15 protein-coding genes and 1 other annotated feature are annotated in these 17,362 nt (G+C 37.6%); of the genes, 14 read left to right on the forward strand and 1 reads right to left on the reverse strand.

What is annotated here, in order from left to right:
• Genes LW139_RS09215 through LW139_RS09235 form a run of 5 tightly spaced genes read left to right on the forward strand, consistent with a single transcriptional unit; the run spans position 1 to position 5,738 of the window.
• A complete protein-coding gene (locus tag LW139_RS09215) occupies positions 1-477 on the forward strand; it encodes a hypothetical protein (RefSeq protein WP_247851111.1) in 477 nt (158 codons plus the stop codon).
• Entirely contained in the window at positions 477-947 is a 471-nt protein-coding gene (locus LW139_RS09220) for a DUF1833 family protein (RefSeq protein WP_247851112.1), read from the forward strand. The genes LW139_RS09215 and LW139_RS09220 overlap by 1 nt, the downstream gene beginning before the upstream one ends.
• Complete coding sequence (locus LW139_RS09225) at positions 944-1,336, forward strand: NlpC/P60 family protein (protein WP_247851113.1); 393 nt, start codon at positions 944-946, stop codon at positions 1,334-1,336. The genes LW139_RS09220 and LW139_RS09225 overlap by 4 nt, the downstream gene beginning before the upstream one ends.
• Positions 1,323-3,791: a host specificity factor TipJ family phage tail protein gene (locus LW139_RS09230; protein WP_247851114.1), complete on the forward strand. Its 2,469-nt coding sequence runs from the start codon at positions 1,323-1,325 to the stop codon at positions 3,789-3,791. The genes LW139_RS09225 and LW139_RS09230 overlap by 14 nt, the downstream gene beginning before the upstream one ends.
• A gap of 57 nt (positions 3,792-3,848) precedes the next feature.
• Positions 3,849-5,738 (forward strand): sialate O-acetylesterase, encoded by a 1,890-nt coding sequence (locus LW139_RS09235; protein ID WP_247851115.1) that lies wholly within the window; start codon positions 3,849-3,851, stop codon positions 5,736-5,738.
• A 64-nt stretch (positions 5,739-5,802) separates the two neighbouring features.
• On the opposite strand, the gene LW139_RS09240 is transcribed toward LW139_RS09235, so the two are convergent.
• On the reverse strand, positions 5,803-7,656 hold the full coding sequence (locus LW139_RS09240; RefSeq protein WP_247851116.1) for an acyltransferase family protein: 1,854 nt from the start codon (positions 7,654-7,656) through the stop codon (positions 5,803-5,805).
• A 351-nt stretch (positions 7,657-8,007) separates the two neighbouring features.
• On the opposite strand from LW139_RS09240, the gene thrS reads away from it, so the two are divergent.
• The 9 genes from thrS (at position 8,008) to LW139_RS09285 (ending at position 17,237) form a co-directional block, all read left to right on the forward strand.
• Positions 8,008-9,936 (forward strand): threonine--tRNA ligase, encoded by a 1,929-nt coding sequence (gene thrS / locus LW139_RS09245; protein WP_166541381.1) that lies wholly within the window; start codon positions 8,008-8,010, stop codon positions 9,934-9,936.
• 3 nt (positions 9,937-9,939) lie between these two features.
• Positions 9,940-10,479 (forward strand): translation initiation factor IF-3, encoded by a 540-nt coding sequence (gene infC / locus LW139_RS09250; protein ID WP_166541441.1) that lies wholly within the window; start codon positions 9,940-9,942, stop codon positions 10,477-10,479.
• 93 nt (positions 10,480-10,572) lie between these two features.
• A complete protein-coding gene (rpmI, locus tag LW139_RS09255) occupies positions 10,573-10,770 on the forward strand; it encodes a 50S ribosomal protein L35 (RefSeq protein ID WP_004263702.1) in 198 nt (65 codons plus the stop codon).
• A 41-nt stretch (positions 10,771-10,811) separates the two neighbouring features.
• Positions 10,812-11,168, forward strand: coding sequence for a 50S ribosomal protein L20 (gene rplT / locus LW139_RS09260; protein WP_036937406.1), 357 nt, complete (start codon positions 10,812-10,814; stop codon positions 11,166-11,168).
• A 104-nt stretch (positions 11,169-11,272) separates the two neighbouring features.
• Positions 11,273-11,395: a sequence feature (Phe leader region), on the forward strand.
• Positions 11,396-11,495: 100 nt separating this feature from the next.
• On the forward strand, positions 11,496-12,479 hold the full coding sequence (gene pheS / locus LW139_RS09265) for a phenylalanine--tRNA ligase subunit alpha (RefSeq protein ID WP_072070368.1): 984 nt from the start codon (positions 11,496-11,498) through the stop codon (positions 12,477-12,479).
• Positions 12,480-12,493: 14 nt separating this feature from the next.
• Positions 12,494-14,881 carry a phenylalanine--tRNA ligase subunit beta gene (pheT, locus tag LW139_RS09270; RefSeq protein WP_166541380.1) on the forward strand — a complete coding sequence of 796 codons (2,388 nt, stop codon included), beginning with the start codon at positions 12,494-12,496 and terminating at the stop codon, positions 14,879-14,881.
• A gap of 4 nt (positions 14,882-14,885) precedes the next feature.
• On the forward strand, positions 14,886-15,182 hold the full coding sequence (ihfA, locus tag LW139_RS09275) for an integration host factor subunit alpha (protein ID WP_036937394.1): 297 nt from the start codon (positions 14,886-14,888) through the stop codon (positions 15,180-15,182).
• A gap of 299 nt (positions 15,183-15,481) precedes the next feature.
• Entirely contained in the window at positions 15,482-16,489 is a 1,008-nt protein-coding gene (gene btuC, locus LW139_RS09280) for a vitamin B12 ABC transporter permease BtuC (RefSeq protein WP_166541379.1), read from the forward strand.
• Position 16,490: 1 nt separating this feature from the next.
• Positions 16,491-17,237, forward strand: a complete 747-nt coding sequence (locus tag LW139_RS09285) for a vitamin B12 ABC transporter ATP-binding protein BtuD (protein ID WP_166541378.1) — start codon at positions 16,491-16,493, stop codon at positions 17,235-17,237.
• Positions 17,238-17,362 lie beyond the last annotated feature (125 nt).

Raw genomic sequence — 17,362 nt, forward strand, 5'->3', positions numbered from 1 at the left:
ATGGTTATTTATTACCCTGATTGGCTTCCTCTGGCTCAGAAAGCTGATAAAAGCATGACACTAGATACTGGTTTCTTGACAGATCAGCCACAGGTAGGAGCACCGATATTTCAGAAGCTAACTGATGACTTAAAAACTGTATGGAGTGTGAATTGGATATTTACACTTCAACAGGAGCGTGCATTTGCGCAGTGGTTGCGCAGTTCCAACTATCTTGATAATTGCAATCGCTGGTTCAGGATGAAAATTAATCTTGGTGGTAGTGGGTTGCAAGAGCAGGAATTGCATTTTGTTTCCTACCCTGTACAAACCAGTATTAATGGATCTTCTGTAACATGGACCGGTCAAGTTATTAGCAAGAAACTTTATAATTCAGATGATGAATTCGACGATATTATTGTTGAGTTTCCGCCATCATTTGGAAGTTGGCTTGACATTATCGTTACTGAGACTCTACCAAAGTATAAGGAGTTGTAATGCCTACACTAAGAGAGTATCGGGCACAAAGGCCAAACAGAATACTTTATGAGGCACTGCAATTTAGTCATCCGTCATTTGGCGATATCTATCTTGTATCTTATCAGGTATTCCCAAAGGTTCTAGGCGGCATTGAATATCAGCCGTGTAATTTTGAACTATCAGACAGTCAGCAAAGCCGAACGCCAATCATTGACGCCAGCGTTAAATTCAGCCGTGTCGCACAAGACTTTAAACAGCAACTTAAACTATGGAAATCATTCAATAGAATGACTCCTATAGAATCCACTTATCGCTTATTTGACGAGAAAGACAAAGGTACGGCCATTACTCGATGGAAATTATTTGTGAAAGATGTGTCAATGGATCATGAAAGTGTCACTGTCACGTTATCTATGAGTAACCCATTGAATAAAAACATCGGACGCATTTATGAGCCACAAGAATGGCCGGGATTGGAGGCTGTATGACAACTCAAGATTTCATCGATAAAGTTATCGGAAAGCCTTGGAAAAACAGGTCTTGCACATTTGACGCTATGGATTGTTGGGGGCTTGTTGTTCTCTATTATCGTCATGTGTTAGGTGTTGAGATCCACCATGACGCAGGTTATGAGTCTGAAACTGATTTTGTTACTTGTTATAAAAATGAAGTTGAGTTTTGGGATAAAGTAAATAAACCAGAACATAGCGGAATCTTTATAGGTTATATAGGATCAAAACCGGCTCATATTGGTTTGGTTATCGACGGAAACGCATTACATAGTCGAGGTGAAAATGGATCTGTAAGAATGGATAGGTTGATTATTCTTGAGAGAAAGTTCACTAAGTTGGAGTTTATGAAATATGCCAATAATTGAAATTCAGCGTGTCGCTGGAATGCCGAAAGAGAGAGTCGAGATAAAAGCCGGCTCTCTTTTTTTTGATTGGTTAAAAGAGCAAAGCTTTCATCATGACGTTGATATCTATGTTAACGGCGTAAAGCTTAACGACGATGATCGCCTTGACTTTACTATTAGTGAATTTCATCACATTCAAATATTTGACCAACCGAAAGGAATTATTGGCGACATTCTTAATCCAGTGTTTAAGTTTGTTTCTAAGATATTTTCATTCTTAGCGCCCAAAGCGCCATCATTTAGCGCCGCTGATGTGAATGCAAAGGAAAGTCCTAATAACCGTTTAACTGGTCAAACTAATATAGCGAGAACATATCAGGCTAGACCTGAAATTCACGGACAAGTTAGAGCCTTTCCAGATCTCATTCAGCAATCAATGTTTGAATACATTGATAATAAAAAGATGGTCACGGAGTGGATGAACTTCGGTATCGGTTACTACACGATTGAGAACGTAAAATATTCAGAGTCTGAGTTGATCGCTCTTGATGGTGCTAGTTATCAGATATTCCAACCGGGTGAAATAATTCCAAAGATATTCGAAGGTTTCGAGTTTCCCGATGTTGATGGTCAAGAGATACCTGGGCCGAATGAAAGTGACGAGATACCTCAATATGAGGCCACTGCTAACAATGTTATTTCTGGTGAAATTAAAGGTGGTGAGGCTGCTATAAAGATAGAGAAGCAAGATGAGTTTCGATATTTTATGGATATCGTAAAGCCTAGATCAGTAAGCCTTGTTGTTAATGTGACTTATGATACTCCTCAGGGTTCGGTTACAAAGGATATTAAGGTTGATGCTTATCTATCTGATGCGAAAGAGAGTGATGATGGTGCTATTATCTCACCAAAATATTACTACGAATTCTTTTTCACTAATTTAACTGGTGGTGATTTATCAAATCTACCGCCTAATGCAATTGTTAATACATCAAAGTTTATTCTCTATGACAATCAGTTCCTGACAGTAGGGCCTTTCTTTTCCCCCTTAGATGGTGGTGAGTTATGGGTGCATTTAAACGCCCAGCTTGGTGACGGTGATCGTGCTAATGCAAAAATAGAGCTCTGGAAGATTGATGAGAATAACAATGAAATAGCTGGAACAAGGGAATCCTTTGATAGAGGTTTTCCGTCGGCACCAAAGACGAAAACATATTATCTAACTGAAAAATTTAAGCCGATGACTGGGCATGGAAGATATGCGTTTCAACTAACGAGATTAGAAAACAGCAATGACCACAGTATTCTGAAACTTGAAGAAGCTCATATTGTACGTGAAAGAATTAATGAAATTCATAGTGAGGACACTCTGGTTCGAGTGAGTGTGCGAGCAACTGAAAGTCCAACCAGTGCTAGAGAGCGTAAATACAACGCACTAGCAACACGCCATGTTATTAGTTACGACACGAATAGCCGTAGCGTTGATTATACATTAAGACCATCACGATCATTTGCTGATGCCGTCGCTCATACTTGGTTAGTCACCGCAGGGCAGCCAGAAAGCACCATAGATTTATATGGTTTGTATTCAATCTATGAATCACTTCCAGATAAGCGTTTAGGATATTTTGATTACACGTTTGATGATGAAGATGTATCGCTGGGTCAGCGCGTAGAAACAATATGCAACGTTGCTCGTGTTATTTCATTTTGGGATAACGGCGTGCTTACATTTACTCGTGAGGAGGAAAAGCAATATCCATCTGGCACTTTTAATAGAGCAAACACGACAGGAAACGGATTCTCACTCTCTTATGATATGACAATGCCGAGCGGTAATGATGGTGTTGAAATCGAATACGTAAACCCTAAGACCAACAAAAAGACCTATCTTAAATATCGTATTGAAGATAATAAAATAGTTAACAAGCCAGCTAGAAACCCTAACAAAATAACTATCCACGGTTGTCGCAATGAGTATCAAGCGACAGATAGAGCATTATTGGAAATGGATAGGTTAATACATCAGCGTATGAGTGTCAGTGTGCAAACTCTCGCAGATGGCGATTATGTTTATCCGGGTGACTTAATTATTGTTGCTGACACATACGATAAGAATCAACAGGCGGGTTATATAGTTGAGAGGATCGGCAATCAGTTTTCAACAAATGAAAAAGTTATCTTTGATGGTGAGATGTTTGTTTGTATCACTGATCACCTAGGCAACACAACAGAAAGGCTTAAAGCCACACCAAGAAGCGATACCGCTTATGGATTTATCGCTGACATACCAGATATACAACTAAATATCTATGACGGCATGAATGTTCAATCTCCGTCACGTTACGTTATATCCAATATCGTTGAAATGGACTCAATGAGGTGGATTGTAAGCGATAAAAAGCCTAATGCAGACGGAACTTTTAGCATTACAGCAAGTGAGTATTTTTCTGCAAAAAAAGATTACAACGTTTAATTAAACTCATTTCAATCATAGCCAGCCTAAGTGCTGGCTTTTTTATTGGGAAAAATCATGTCTACAATTCCAACACAAAATCCAGTTCCGAGTGAGACTCCGAGCGACCTTAAATTTAACTCAGGTAAATTTGACGAGTTCGTTACTTCAAATAATCACTTTTACACTGACCGTTTTGATAAGAAACACTATACAATAGATGGTATTAATAACTTATCAAAACAGGCAATGCTTAACTATGGCTATATCACGAAGAGGTCTTTTGAGTCGGGTAATACCATCATCAATCCTAACGATGTTCTTCTCTGGGAAAGTAATGGCGAATACTACAGATGGGATGGCGAACTACCCAAAGTAGTTGGCGCTGATTCAACACCAGAGTCAGCGGGAGGAATTGGCGAAGGAAAGTGGAAAAGCATTGGGGATGCAACACTAAGATCTGAACTATCATCAACGAATGGTTCATTAATGATTGGTGACGTGAATTTCAACAATCTAAATAATCTATCATCTCTTGTTAGTCATCAATATTATAATCGCGGAGATGTTTTTGATGTTTTTGTTGTTTATGGGCAATCAAACGCTGTTGGGTACGCTCACGACACTATTGGATTTCCAGATATTTTTGATGGCGCCATGTTCTTTGATTACAAAGATAACAAAATAAAGAAAATAACCAAGGGTTTGCCATACTCATCTGGAAATGTCAGCACTGGTCATGCATGGGCTGCGTTTGCTAATGAGTACATAAGAAAAACAGGAAGGAAAGTTCTAATTATACCATGCGCCAAGGGCGAATCTTCTATTGTTGAGTTATCAAAACCATTAACACCATCAAATACTGTCTATGACAAGATGATTAGTTCATTTAACTCCGCAATGATTATTGCAAATAGAGATGGTATATCAATAGGGTATAAGTCAATCTTGTTTCATCAGGGTGAAACAGATATGACATTAGGAACCAAAAAACAGGAATATCAAAATAAGTTAGATCAACTAATTAGAGATATGCGCTCAGATATGGGGCTGGATAAGTGCTTCCTGTATAGAGTTGGATGTCCTCAAAATAGGAAAGAAATGAGTTGGTATGCCATGCAAACAGCTCAAGATTATTTGTGTCAATCTTATGACTGGATGGTGATGGCTTATTCTGGGTGTGGGACATTTACTATTGGCAATGGATTATTGCGCGAGGGAGTGCATTATACTCAAAATGGCTATAATGTTATGGGGCACGAATCGGCTGGTGCTATTGTTGATTCTCTATTTAGTAAAAACCCATCTTCAGAGTTTGAAACTGAAATGTACGGAACTCCATTACTACCACCAGATCAAATATGGAGATACACATATGGACGGCTAGTTGTTGGCTCTGATGGAAATTTAACACTACTTGATAAGTCGAATACCGGGTACTCATATAGAACGATAAATATCTCTAGAATAGAAATGTTAGAAGATAAAGTCAGGCTTTACTTGCAAAGTAGGGCTAACTGGATACTTGGTCTTGATGTTGAAATGAATGAAGGCGGTAAGGTTTTTGGTGTTCAATGTTTCCCTACTATTGTGTCTGTTGGAAACAATGAATTTGCTGTGGATTTATCTTTTTTAATGGATGTTTCATTTGCCGTTTCAAAAGATGGTGATTTGATGAGAGCGCCAGATCTGAGCTCATCCAGCATTCCTCCATTTATCTCTGAAAATATCATGATAGATAAAACAAATGGAATTAAAATAACACATGGTGGAATAACTGGATTTCCTGCTCTGTTTGGGGTGAGTGGCGGTTCGGTATCTATCTCTAATATATCTAACAACTCATTTATGATTAGCAGCTCTTCCGGTGCTTTAATAACACTGAACAGGATGAAGGTAAAGCCAACATCACTACCGCGCTCTATGCAGATTGCACTCAAAGCGATCATCTGTGAGAAGAAAGAATAATAGGCTCCATAACTAATCCTATTATTCTTAATGTTTTATACCACCTTTAATGAAGGTGGTTTTTTTATTTGTAATTTATCTTATTCATAATAAATTTAGTGAACTTTTCCGCACCGAACTTTGTGAGGTGAGGTTTTATAATTATAGGGTTATCATTTTCTATAATTGTACAGCTGAATTTATTACATTGTTCATCTCTCATAGAAATGAATTCAATGTTATCATATTGCAATGTTAATAATTCAAAAATACCTTCAATATCAACATCTGTCCTTAAGCTATCTTTATCTTTACTTTCCATCTTTTCACATCTTTCAGAGTGAAGTAAATCAGATAAAAAATTACTTTGCATTGCTTGTGAGTTTAACAAACAACTGTATGGATTATAACTAGGTTGATGATAATCACCTAAAATATAGAATTTTCTATTTTGACCTTTGTTTTTTAAATTATCTAAAAATAATTTTATTTTATTTTCTATTTGTACTTTATCTAACCCTTTTAAATACAAATCCCACCGTTGTGATATAATTACAGGAGAATCATCATTTTTAGCTATTCTTTCTAAGAATTTATTTTTCATTGTAATGCAATTTCTACTACCTTTATATGAATCATTAATCATTGTAGTGTTGCATGATTCATTAGAATATAATTCAAACTTAACACCATATCCTTTCATTGCTTCAACATACATTAAAGCAAAACTATCACCTGATAATATTATTTTTTTAGATGGTAAATTCTCGTTAAAATATAATATATCATTTTGCTTATCTCTATATAAAACCCACGGATTATAGTAAAATTTATAATTCTTACTATATTCTTGTGTTTTTTTGTCTATCCTTTGTGTTACTCCATCTTTAGCAATATATTGGCAAGCAATAATAATAATAATATAGAATGGAATAATAAATGCTATTTTTAGTCTTCTTTTCTCTATCAAATAATATGAGGAAATAGCTAAGATGAAAGTGATTGTTAAGTATATTATCAAACTTAGTTCTAAGTTTAATTTTTTAGTTATGACAAGTAAAGGCCAATGGAATAGATAAATAGAATAAGACCATAAACCAATTTTTTGAAAAATAGGATTACTTAATATGAAATTTTTTTCATAATTTATAGCTAATATTATAGCTGTTGCTACTACAGGAATTGATGCATAAAAACTAGGCCAAGGTGTATTGCTATCAAAAAAATATGAAGCAATTATAATTATAATTAGGCATAAAAAGAATAATATTTTTTTATTCTTTTCTGAAACCTTTGTTACAGGATATGCAAATGCTAATCCACCAGCCATCATTTCCCATGCTCTTGTGTGTATCATGTAATATGCTTGGCTTGGATCTATTTTTGTTATGACTGAAGACAATATTAGTGAAACAAAAAAAAGAAACACTAAAGACTTTCTAGTATTACTTGATGTCGTTATCTTACTGATTGCTAATATTATTAATGGATATATTAAATAAAATTGCCACTCAACAGATAATGACCATGTATGGAGTAAGAACTTCTCCATCGATTCAACATCAAAATACCCAGACTCATTGAAATATGTAATATTTGATATGAATAATAATGAGTCACGAGCATGAATACCTATTTTCTTATAATCATTTGGTTCTATCAAAAAATAAGATAGAAACACTAATATAAATATTAAAAGCATTAATGCTGGAATTATTCTTTTACATCGTGCTGAATAGAATTTAACAATTGAAAAGCTGCTATTTTCAATACCAGTCAAAATAATAGAGGTCATTAAATAGCCTGATATAACGAAGAATATATCAACGCCAATGAAACCAGCTGGAGCTAGTGAATTATCAAAGTGAAACAAGATAACAAGTAGGACAGCAATTGCTCTCATTCCATTGATATCTGTTCTAAATTTCTTTTTTTGCATAGTAATCTAAGGTTGAGTTTAGTATTTATGCAATTTTACCACTAATGTAAATTTAGGTCAGTAGTGGATATGCATACAACCATTTTGGTTTTTGGGGAGTATAGCAGGGTGTGGAATTAAGATGCTGATGCAACTAACGATATATAATTTTTTTTCACTATGATACTATCGCGTCCGAGTTAGAGCAGTACACCAACGCATTTTGAGGTACTTTTGCTAAATGTGTACACAATGGTGTACATAACTTGCAGAGTGAAGCAAGTAGATGCTACTAACGTATTAAACTTTAAAGAAAAATGATGTTTGCATGTGATCTTGCGTATGGGTCACCACTGTAAATAAGGATTTTAAATGCCAATTATTACTCTTCCTGACGGAAGCCAACGTCAATTTGAAAATGCAGTTTCTGTCATGGATGTCGCTGCAGATATCGGTCCTGGACTTGCGAAAGCATGTATTGCAGGCCGTGTTAATGGTGAGCTGGTGGATGCTTGTGAATTAATCGAACATGATGCGAATCTGGCGATTATCACCGCAAAAGATGATGAAGGTCTTGAGATTATTCGTCACTCTTGTGCCCACTTACTGGGACATGCAATTAAACAATTATGGCCACACACCAAAATGGCGATTGGTCCTGTTATCGAAAATGGATTCTACTACGATGTAGATTTAGACCATTCTCTCACGCAGGAAGATTTAGAAACTCTAGAAAAACGCATGCTAGAGTTGGCGAAAACAGATTACGATGTTATTAAAAAACGCGTAAGCTGGGCTGAAGCTCGTGAAACATTTGTTTCCCGTGGTGAAGATTATAAAGTTGCTATTCTTGACGAAAATATTAGCCAAGATTCTCAACCAGGTCTTTATCATCACCAAGAATATGTTGATATGTGCCGTGGACCTCATGTTCCAAACATGCGTTTCTGTCATAACTTTAAGTTACAGAAAATCGCAGGTGCATATTGGCGCGGTAACAGCGATAATAAAATGCTACAACGCATTTATGGCACAGCTTGGGCTGATAAAAAACAGCTAAAAGCCTACTTAGACCGCTTAGAAGAAGCCGCAAAACGTGACCACCGTAAAATTGGTAAACAGCTTGATTTATATCATATGCAAGAAGAAGCACCAGGTATGGCTTTCTGGCATAATGATGGTTGGACAATTTTCCGTGAGTTAGAAACATTTGTACGTTGTAAATTAAAAGAATATGATTACCAAGAAGTAAAAGGTCCATTTATGATGGATCGTGTTCTTTGGGAAAAAACAGGTCACTGGGAAAACTACAAAGAAAATATGTTCACTACTTCTTCGGAAAACCGTGAATATTGTATTAAACCAATGAATTGCCCTGGTCACGTACAAATTTTTAAACAAGGTTTACGTTCTTACCGTGATTTGCCACTACGTATGGCTGAATTCGGTAGTTGCCACCGTAATGAACCGTCAGGCGCATTACATGGTTTAATGCGTGTTCGTGGCTTTACACAAGATGATGCACATATCTTCTGTACTGAAGAACAAATTTTAAGTGAAGTAAATGACTGCATCAAATTGATTTATGATGTATATTCTACTTTCGGATTTGAAAAAATCGTTGTTAAGCTGTCTACTCGCCCAGAAAAACGTATCGGTGAAGATGCATTATGGGATGTTGCAGAAGCAGACTTAGCAAAAGCCTTGTCTGATAATAATATTGAATTTGAATATCAGCCGGGTGAAGGGGCATTTTACGGCCCTAAAATTGAATTTACACTTTACGATTGTTTAGATCGTGCATGGCAGTGTGGTACAGTACAATTAGACTTCTCACTACCAGGTCGTTTAGGTGCGTCTTATGTAGCTGAAAACAACGAGCGTAAAGTACCTGTTATGCTTCACCGAGCAGTGCTAGGATCCTTAGAACGTTTTATTGGTATTCTGACAGAAGAGTACGCAGGATTCTTCCCAACTTGGTTGGCACCACAGCAGGTTGTCGTGATGAATATCACGGATGGACAGGCTGATTATGTACAAAAACTCGTCAAAGAATTGCAAGATGCCGGAATTCGTGCAAAAGCAGACTTGAGAAATGAGAAGATTGGCTTTAAAATTCGTGAACATACTCTACGTCGTGTTCCGTACATGCTTGTCTGTGGTGATAAAGAAGTTGAATCAGGCAAAGTGGCGGTTCGTACTCGTCGAGGAAAAGACCTTGGCAGTATTGACGTTAGCGAATTTAAAGAAAAGCTTCTGCAAGAAATTAGAAGCAGAAGTCTTCATCAGTTGGAGGAATAAGGTATTAAAGGCGGAAAAAGAATTCAATCAACGCGTCAGAATCGCATCAATGGTGAGATTCGCGCTCATGAAGTTCGTTTAACAGGTTTGGATGGCGAACAGATTGGAGTTGTTAGTCTGAAAGAGGCTCTTGAGAAAGCCGAGGAAGCAGGTGCTGATTTAGTTGAAATTAGTCCTAATGCCGAGCCGCCGGTTTGTCGTATTATGGACTACGGCAAATTCCTCTATGAGAAAAGTAAGACTCTCAAAGAACAGAAAAAGAAACAAAAAGTTATTCAGGTCAAGGAAGTTAAATTCCGTCCTGGTACAGATGAAGGTGACTATCAGGTCAAACTACGCAACCTGATTCGCTTTCTTGAAGATGGCGATAAAGCCAAAGTCACACTGCGTTTTCGCGGTCGTGAAATGGCTCACCAACAAATTGGTATGGAAATGCTTAACCGTATCCGTACCGACTTGGATGAACTGGTAACTGTTGAATCATTCCCTAACCGGATTGAAGGTCGCCAGATGATCATGGTGCTCGCGCCGAAGAAGAAATAGTCGGGCAATTCAAGTAATAGCGTCAGCCTTAATGGCTGATTGCTATTCGCCTCATTATTTTATGTTATTAACAATGCGAAGTGGATTATAGAAATGCCAAAGATTAAAACAGTACGCGGCGCAGCTAAGCGCTTTAAAAAAACTGCTGGTGGTGGCTTTAAGCGTAAACATGCTAACCTCCGTCACATTCTGACTAAAAAATCAACTAAGCGTAAACGTCATTTACGTCCAAAAGGCATGGTCTCTAAAGGAGATTTAGGTCTGGTCGTAGCTTGCTTACCATACGCATAAGTATCATTTTTTTAACAGAATATAGACATTAGGAGTTTAATATGGCTCGTGCTAAACGCGGCGTTGTTGCCCGTGCTCGTCACAAGAAGATTTTAAAGCAAGCTAAAGGTTATTACGGTGCACGTTCACGTGTATATCGTGTAGCTTTCCAGGCTGTTATCAAAGCTGGTCAATATGCGTACCGTGACCGTCGTCAGAAAAAACGTCAGTTCCGTCAGCTGTGGATTGCGCGTATCAACGCAGCAGCTCGTCAGAACGGTATGTCTTATAGCCGTTTCATCAATGGTCTGAAAAAAGCATCCATTGAAATCGACCGTAAGATTCTGGCTGACATCGCTGTATTCGACAAAGTAGCATTTGCTGCTTTAGTTGAAAAAGCGAAAGGTGCTCTGGCTTAATTATTAAGTCAATGGAAGAGGGAGTTTTCTCCCTCTTTTATTTTGTCTAAATTTGTGGCTTAATGATATAAATTCAATAAGTTAATATTTGAAGAGACATTACTCATGTTAAATATCGCTTTTTTCCGTTTCTTTTTTTACTTTAGCGCCTAAATTAAGGGGCTTTTGCGCGTAAGAAAAGAAACGAAAAGTAGCGCCTGAGCCTCCAATATGGAGGCTTTTTTGTTTTCAGATCCCAATACTGGGTTAGAAACCAAAAAGGGCAATTTTATTCGTCATCATTGATAACAACTAATAGACCTCATCAGGTCAAAGGAAGAGGAAACGATGCCACATCTCGCTGAACTCGTTGCTCAAGCTAAAGCAGCTATCGAAGAGGCACAGGATGTTGCTGCGCTGGATTCGGTTCGTGTTGAATACTTGGGGAAAAAAGGTCATTTAACGCTTCAGATGTCCACGCTGCGCGACTTACCCGCGGAAGATCGTCCAGCTGCAGGGGCTGTCATTAACCAGGCTAAACAAGAAGTTCAGCAAGCGCTGAACTCTCGTAAAGAGATTATGGAATCAGCATTATTAAACGAACGTTTATCTGCTGAGAAAATTGATGTTTCTTTACCTGGTCGCCGTATTGAAAACGGTGGTCTACACCCAGTAACTCGTACAATTGAACGTATTGAAACTTTCTTTGGCGAATTAGGGTTTTCTGTAGAATCAGGCCCTGAAATTGAAGATGATTATCATAATTTTGATGCGTTAAATATTCCTGCACATCATCCAGCAAGGGCTGATCACGATACATTCTGGTTTGATGCGAAACGTTTACTGCGTACGCAGACATCTGGCGTGCAAATTCGTACCATGCAAGATAAACAGCCACCTATCCGCATTATTGCACCAGGTCGTGTATATCGTAATGACTACGATCAGACTCACACACCAATGTTCCACCAAATTGAAGGTTTAATTGTTGATAAAGACATTAGCTTTACCAATTTAAAAGGAACACTGCACGATTTCCTGAAAAACTTTTTTGAAGAAGATATGGAAATTCGTTTCCGTCCTTCCTATTTCCCATTCACAGAGCCTTCTGCTGAAGTCGATGTCATGGGCAAAAATGGTAAATGGTTAGAAGTGTTGGGCTGCGGTATGGTTCACCCAAATGTATTACGTAATGTTGGTATCGATCCTGAAGTTTATTCAGGTTTTGCGTTCGGTATGGGTATGGAACGTCTAACTATGTTGCGTTACGGTGTCACCGACTTACGTTCATTCTTCGAAAACGATCTTCGTTTCCTCAAACAGTTTAAATAAGGTGGGATTATCTCATGAAATTCAGTGAACTTTGGTTACGTGAGTGGGTAAACCCAGCGATTAGTAGCGAAGAACTTTCTGAACAGTTGACAATGGCTGGCCTTGAAGTTGATGGTGTTGAAGCTGTTGCCGGTGATTTTCACGGTGTGTTTGTTGGCGAAGTTGTTGAGTGTGGGCAACATCCAAACGCAGATAAATTACGTGTGACTAAAGTCAACGTAGGCGGTGAGAGATTATTAGATATCGTTTGTGGCGCACCTAACTGCCGTCAAGGCTTAAAAGTTGCAGTCGCAACAGTAGGGGCTGTATTACCTGGCGATTTCAAAATTAAAGCAGCAAAACTGCGTGGTGAACCTTCAGAAGGTATGCTGTGCTCATTTTCTGAGTTAGCTATTTCAGAAAATCATGAAGGTATTATTGAATTGCCTGCCGATGCACCTATTGGCATGGATATTCGTGAATACTTAAAATTAAATGATAATGCGATTGAAATTAGCATTACACCAAACCGTGCTGATTGTTTAGGTATTTTAGGTGTTGCTCGTGATATCGCTGTTATCAATAAAATGGAATGCCAAGTACCTGATATGTCGCCGGTTGCGGCAACTTCTTCAGCGACATTTTCTGTTCGTGTTGAAGCGCCAGAAGCATGTCCTCGATATTTAGGTCGTGTTTTCACTAATATGAATGTGAAGGCAAAAACACCTTTATGGATGCAAGAAAAATTACGCCGTGGTGGTATTCGTTCTATTGATCCAATTGTTGATATTACTAACTTAATTCTACTTGAAATGGGTCAGCCACTGCATGCGTTCGATCTTGATCGCGTTGAAGGTGCTGTCGTTGTTCGTATGGGTAAAGAAGGTGAAAAACTCACTTTACTTGATGGCAATGAAATTACATTAAAAGATGATGTTTTAGTTATTGCTGATGAAAAACACGCATTAGGTATGGCGGGTATTTTTGGTGGCGAATCATCAGGTGTTAATGAAGAAACTAAAAATGTATTTTTAGAATGCGCATTCTTCTCTCCATTATCCATCACAGGCCGTGCACGCCGTTATGGTTTACATACTGATGCTTCTCATCGTTTTGAGCGTGGTGTTGATTCTGAGCTTCAATACAAGGCAATGGAACGTGCAACTAAGCTACTGTTAGAGATTTGTGGTGGTGAAGTTGGTGAAGTGATTGATGTAACCAATAAAGCATATTTACCTAATATTGCACCAGTTAAATTAACTCGTAACAAGTTAGACCGTTTATTAGGTCACGTTATTGATGATGCACAAGTTCTGGATTCATTAACTCGCCTAGGTTTCAACGTTACTGTTGAAAATGATGGTTGGTTAGCAAGCGTTCCTTCATGGCGTTTCGATGTTCAAATCGAAGAAGATCTTATTGAAGAAGTCGCTCGTATTTATGGTTACAACAATATTCCTGATGTGCCACTACGTGCTGATTTGGTGATGACTAATCATCGTGAAGCGAACTTGTCATTAAAACGCGTTAAAACAATGCTGGTAGACAATGGTTTCCAAGAAGCCATTACTTATAGCTTTGTTGATCCGAAGATCCAAGCTTTATTACACCCAAATGAAGACGCATTAATTCTACCTAATCCAATTTCAGCTGATATGTCAGCAATGAGATTGTCTCTACTGACCGGATTATTAACGACTACTGTATATAATCAAAATCGTCAACAATCTAGAGTTAGGTTATTTGAAGCAGGTCTGCGTTTTGTTCCTGATAATCAAGCAGAATATGGAATACGTCAGGAACTGATGCTGGCTGGTGTGATCGCGGGCAACCGTTATGAAGAACATTGGGCTTTAGAGAAGCAAACTGTTGATTTCTTTGATTTGAAAGGTAATATTGAATCAATTCTGGAATTGACAGGCCAGCTAGATGAAATTACATTTAAAGCAGCTAATCATTCAGCGCTTCATCCGGGACAAAGTGCTGGGATTTATCTGAGAAATGAATACATTGGCTGTATTGGCGTTGTTCATCCAGAGCTTGAACGCAAACTTGACTTAAACGGTCGTACGGTAGTATTCGAAATACGTTGGAATGCAATTGCAAATCGTAGTTTACCACAAGCAAAAGCAGTTTCTCGTTATCCTTCGAATCGTAGAGATATCGCTGTAGTTGTTCCGAATGATGTTGCTGCAGAAGATATTTTAGCTGAATGTAAGAAAGTTGGCGGAAATCAAATAGTTGGCATAAACTTATTTGACGTGTATTGTGGTAAGGGAGTAGCAGAGGGCTATAAAAGCCTCGCTATTAGCATAATCTTGCAGGATATCGAGCATACACTGGAAGAAGATGAGATTGCTGCAACAGTAAGTAACTGTGTCGCAGCATTGAAACAGCGATTCCAAGCATCCTTGAGGGACTAGACCTATGGCGCTTACAAAAGCTGAAATGGCAGAAAATCTGTTCGAAAAACTTGGTGTTAGCAAACGCGATGCAAAAGACCTTGTAGAAGCCTTTTTTGAGGAAGTGCGTCGTTCTCTTGAAAATGGAGAACAGGTGAAGCTGTCTGGATTCGGAAACTTTGACCTGCGTGATAAAAATCAGCGCCCAGGTCGTAATCCGAAAACAGGGGAAGACATTCCTATTACGGCTCGCCGTGTTGTTACTTTCCGCCCTGGACAAAAGTTAAAAAGCCGGGTTGAAAGCGCAACACCAAAAGAGTAAAAATTAAAAACACCCAAAACGGCTTTCTATTGAAGGCCGTTTTTTTGCTTTTTTATCTGTAATTTTATGATGGCTCTCCAATTTAGAAGATGTTTTATTTTTTAATAATCGTAGTTTTTTATTATTTATCATTTAGTTAAATACTGTAATCATAGATACATCTCTTTGTCATTATTCACTCCCAATTAAAGTGTTTTAAAATTAGCTTTTCATCATTGAATACGAACATGTTATGTTGCATTAAAGGTATTTTATAAATAAAAACGATGAAAAAAGCGGTAGTGTTAATAGGGAATAAAATGAGTAAAGATAATCCTCTTATTGAACTTAAAAAAAAACAAAGTATTGGCGATAGAAAAAAATTATTCTTAATGGCATCAATATTGTGTCTACTTTTTGTTTTTTCCCTTTCTCTCGGTGAAATTTCCTTATTTCCACATCAATGGTTAACCGATGAAGCTAAATTATTTATTTGGCAAATTCGACTACCAAGAATACTTGCTGTCATGATGGTAGGAGCAAGTTTAGCCATTGCTGGCGCTATTATGCAGGCTTTATTTCAAAATCCGTTGGCAGAGCCAGGATTATTGGGGGTAAGTAGTGGTGCTGGTGTGTGTATTGTATTACTGATTGTTTTACACGTTGGCTCAAATCCTTGGTTAATAAGCAGTGTGGCAGTTATAGGTGCCTTAGGTATTACCATTTTGTTAATGTGTTTTGCTCAAATAAAAAAACTGTCTAATGCTCAGCTGCTATTAATTGGTGTTGCATTAGGTGTTATGGCGAGTGCTGTCATGACTTGGTTAGTTTATTTCAGTTCAGCTTTAGATTTAAGACAATTAATGTATTGGTTGATGGGGAGCTTTGGGGGGATTGATTGGCGTCATCAAGCATTATTTTGGGCTCTTATTCCGATAGTTGCTATCCTAATTTCACACGCAGATACTTTGAATTATTTATCATTAGGTTCATTTAGGGCAAAGCAATTAGGGGTATCAGTTAATCGATGGCGCAATGGATTTATCTTAGCTGTCGGATTATTGATAGGGCTAAGTGTGGCGATAGCTGGTGCTATTAGTTTTATAGGTCTTGTTGTGCCTCATTTATTACGATTGAGTGGCATAACTCATTATAAAACATTGTTACCTGCGTGTGCACTCACGGGGAGTGGATTGTTATTACTTGCTGATCTTTTATCTCGCTTGATGCTAAATGGTGCAGAAGTTCCGATAGGTGTGATTACGGCAACACTTGGTGCTCCTCTATTTATCTGGTTATTAGTAACGAAAGAGATGGGGCGTTTGTAATATGGCGCTACTTAAGCTTGATAATTTGAATGTTGATAATCGACTCCATACATTTACAGAGCTTGTGGATTATGGTGAACGTATTCACTTAATTGGCGCAAATGGTGCAGGAAAAAGCACGCTTTTAATGGCTATAGCGGGAGAGCTTTCATTTAGTGGTGGAATTATTCTAAACGAAACCTCAATAAGACATTATAAATATGATGATCTTTCTAGAATGCAAAGTATTGTTATACAACAATTAGAGGCTTTGTCATTTATGCCCGTTTTTCATTATCTCGCTTTATATTACAAAGTGTCTGAAATGGATGTTGAGCAACTAAATGTATTGTTGAGTGATTTTCAGATTGATAACTTATTATCAAAAAATATTCATCATTTGTCTGGGGGAGAATGGCAACGGATCAGGATCGCTGGCGCATTTATTCAATTATGGTCAAGTTACGATTTAAAAGGAAAGTTAATGTTACTTGATGAACCAACGAATAATCTAGATGTCGTACAATTGGCGATTTTGGACAAATGGCTTGATATATTTTGCCAACAAGGCGGCACTGTTATTATGAGTACACACGATTTAAATCATTCCTATCAAAAAGCAGACAGAGTTTGGCTAATAAAAAATGGATATTTGGTTGATTCTGGATCATCTGCGCTCTTATTGGATGAAAAATTATTATCAACTACATTTAATACAAATATCAAATGCATCAATGATGTTGATCATATTGATTGGCAAATTTTTTAATATTATGGCTATTGAGACGATTATCCCCAAGTAATTATTAAGGTTTTTTTAATGTTTTCTTAATAAGACGGATGTCGATGAACAATAGTTTGTATATAATTGTTTTTATTCATTCATTAATTAGG

The organism is Proteus vulgaris (assembly GCF_023100685.1).
Classification (GTDB): domain Bacteria; phylum Pseudomonadota; class Gammaproteobacteria; order Enterobacterales; family Enterobacteriaceae; genus Proteus.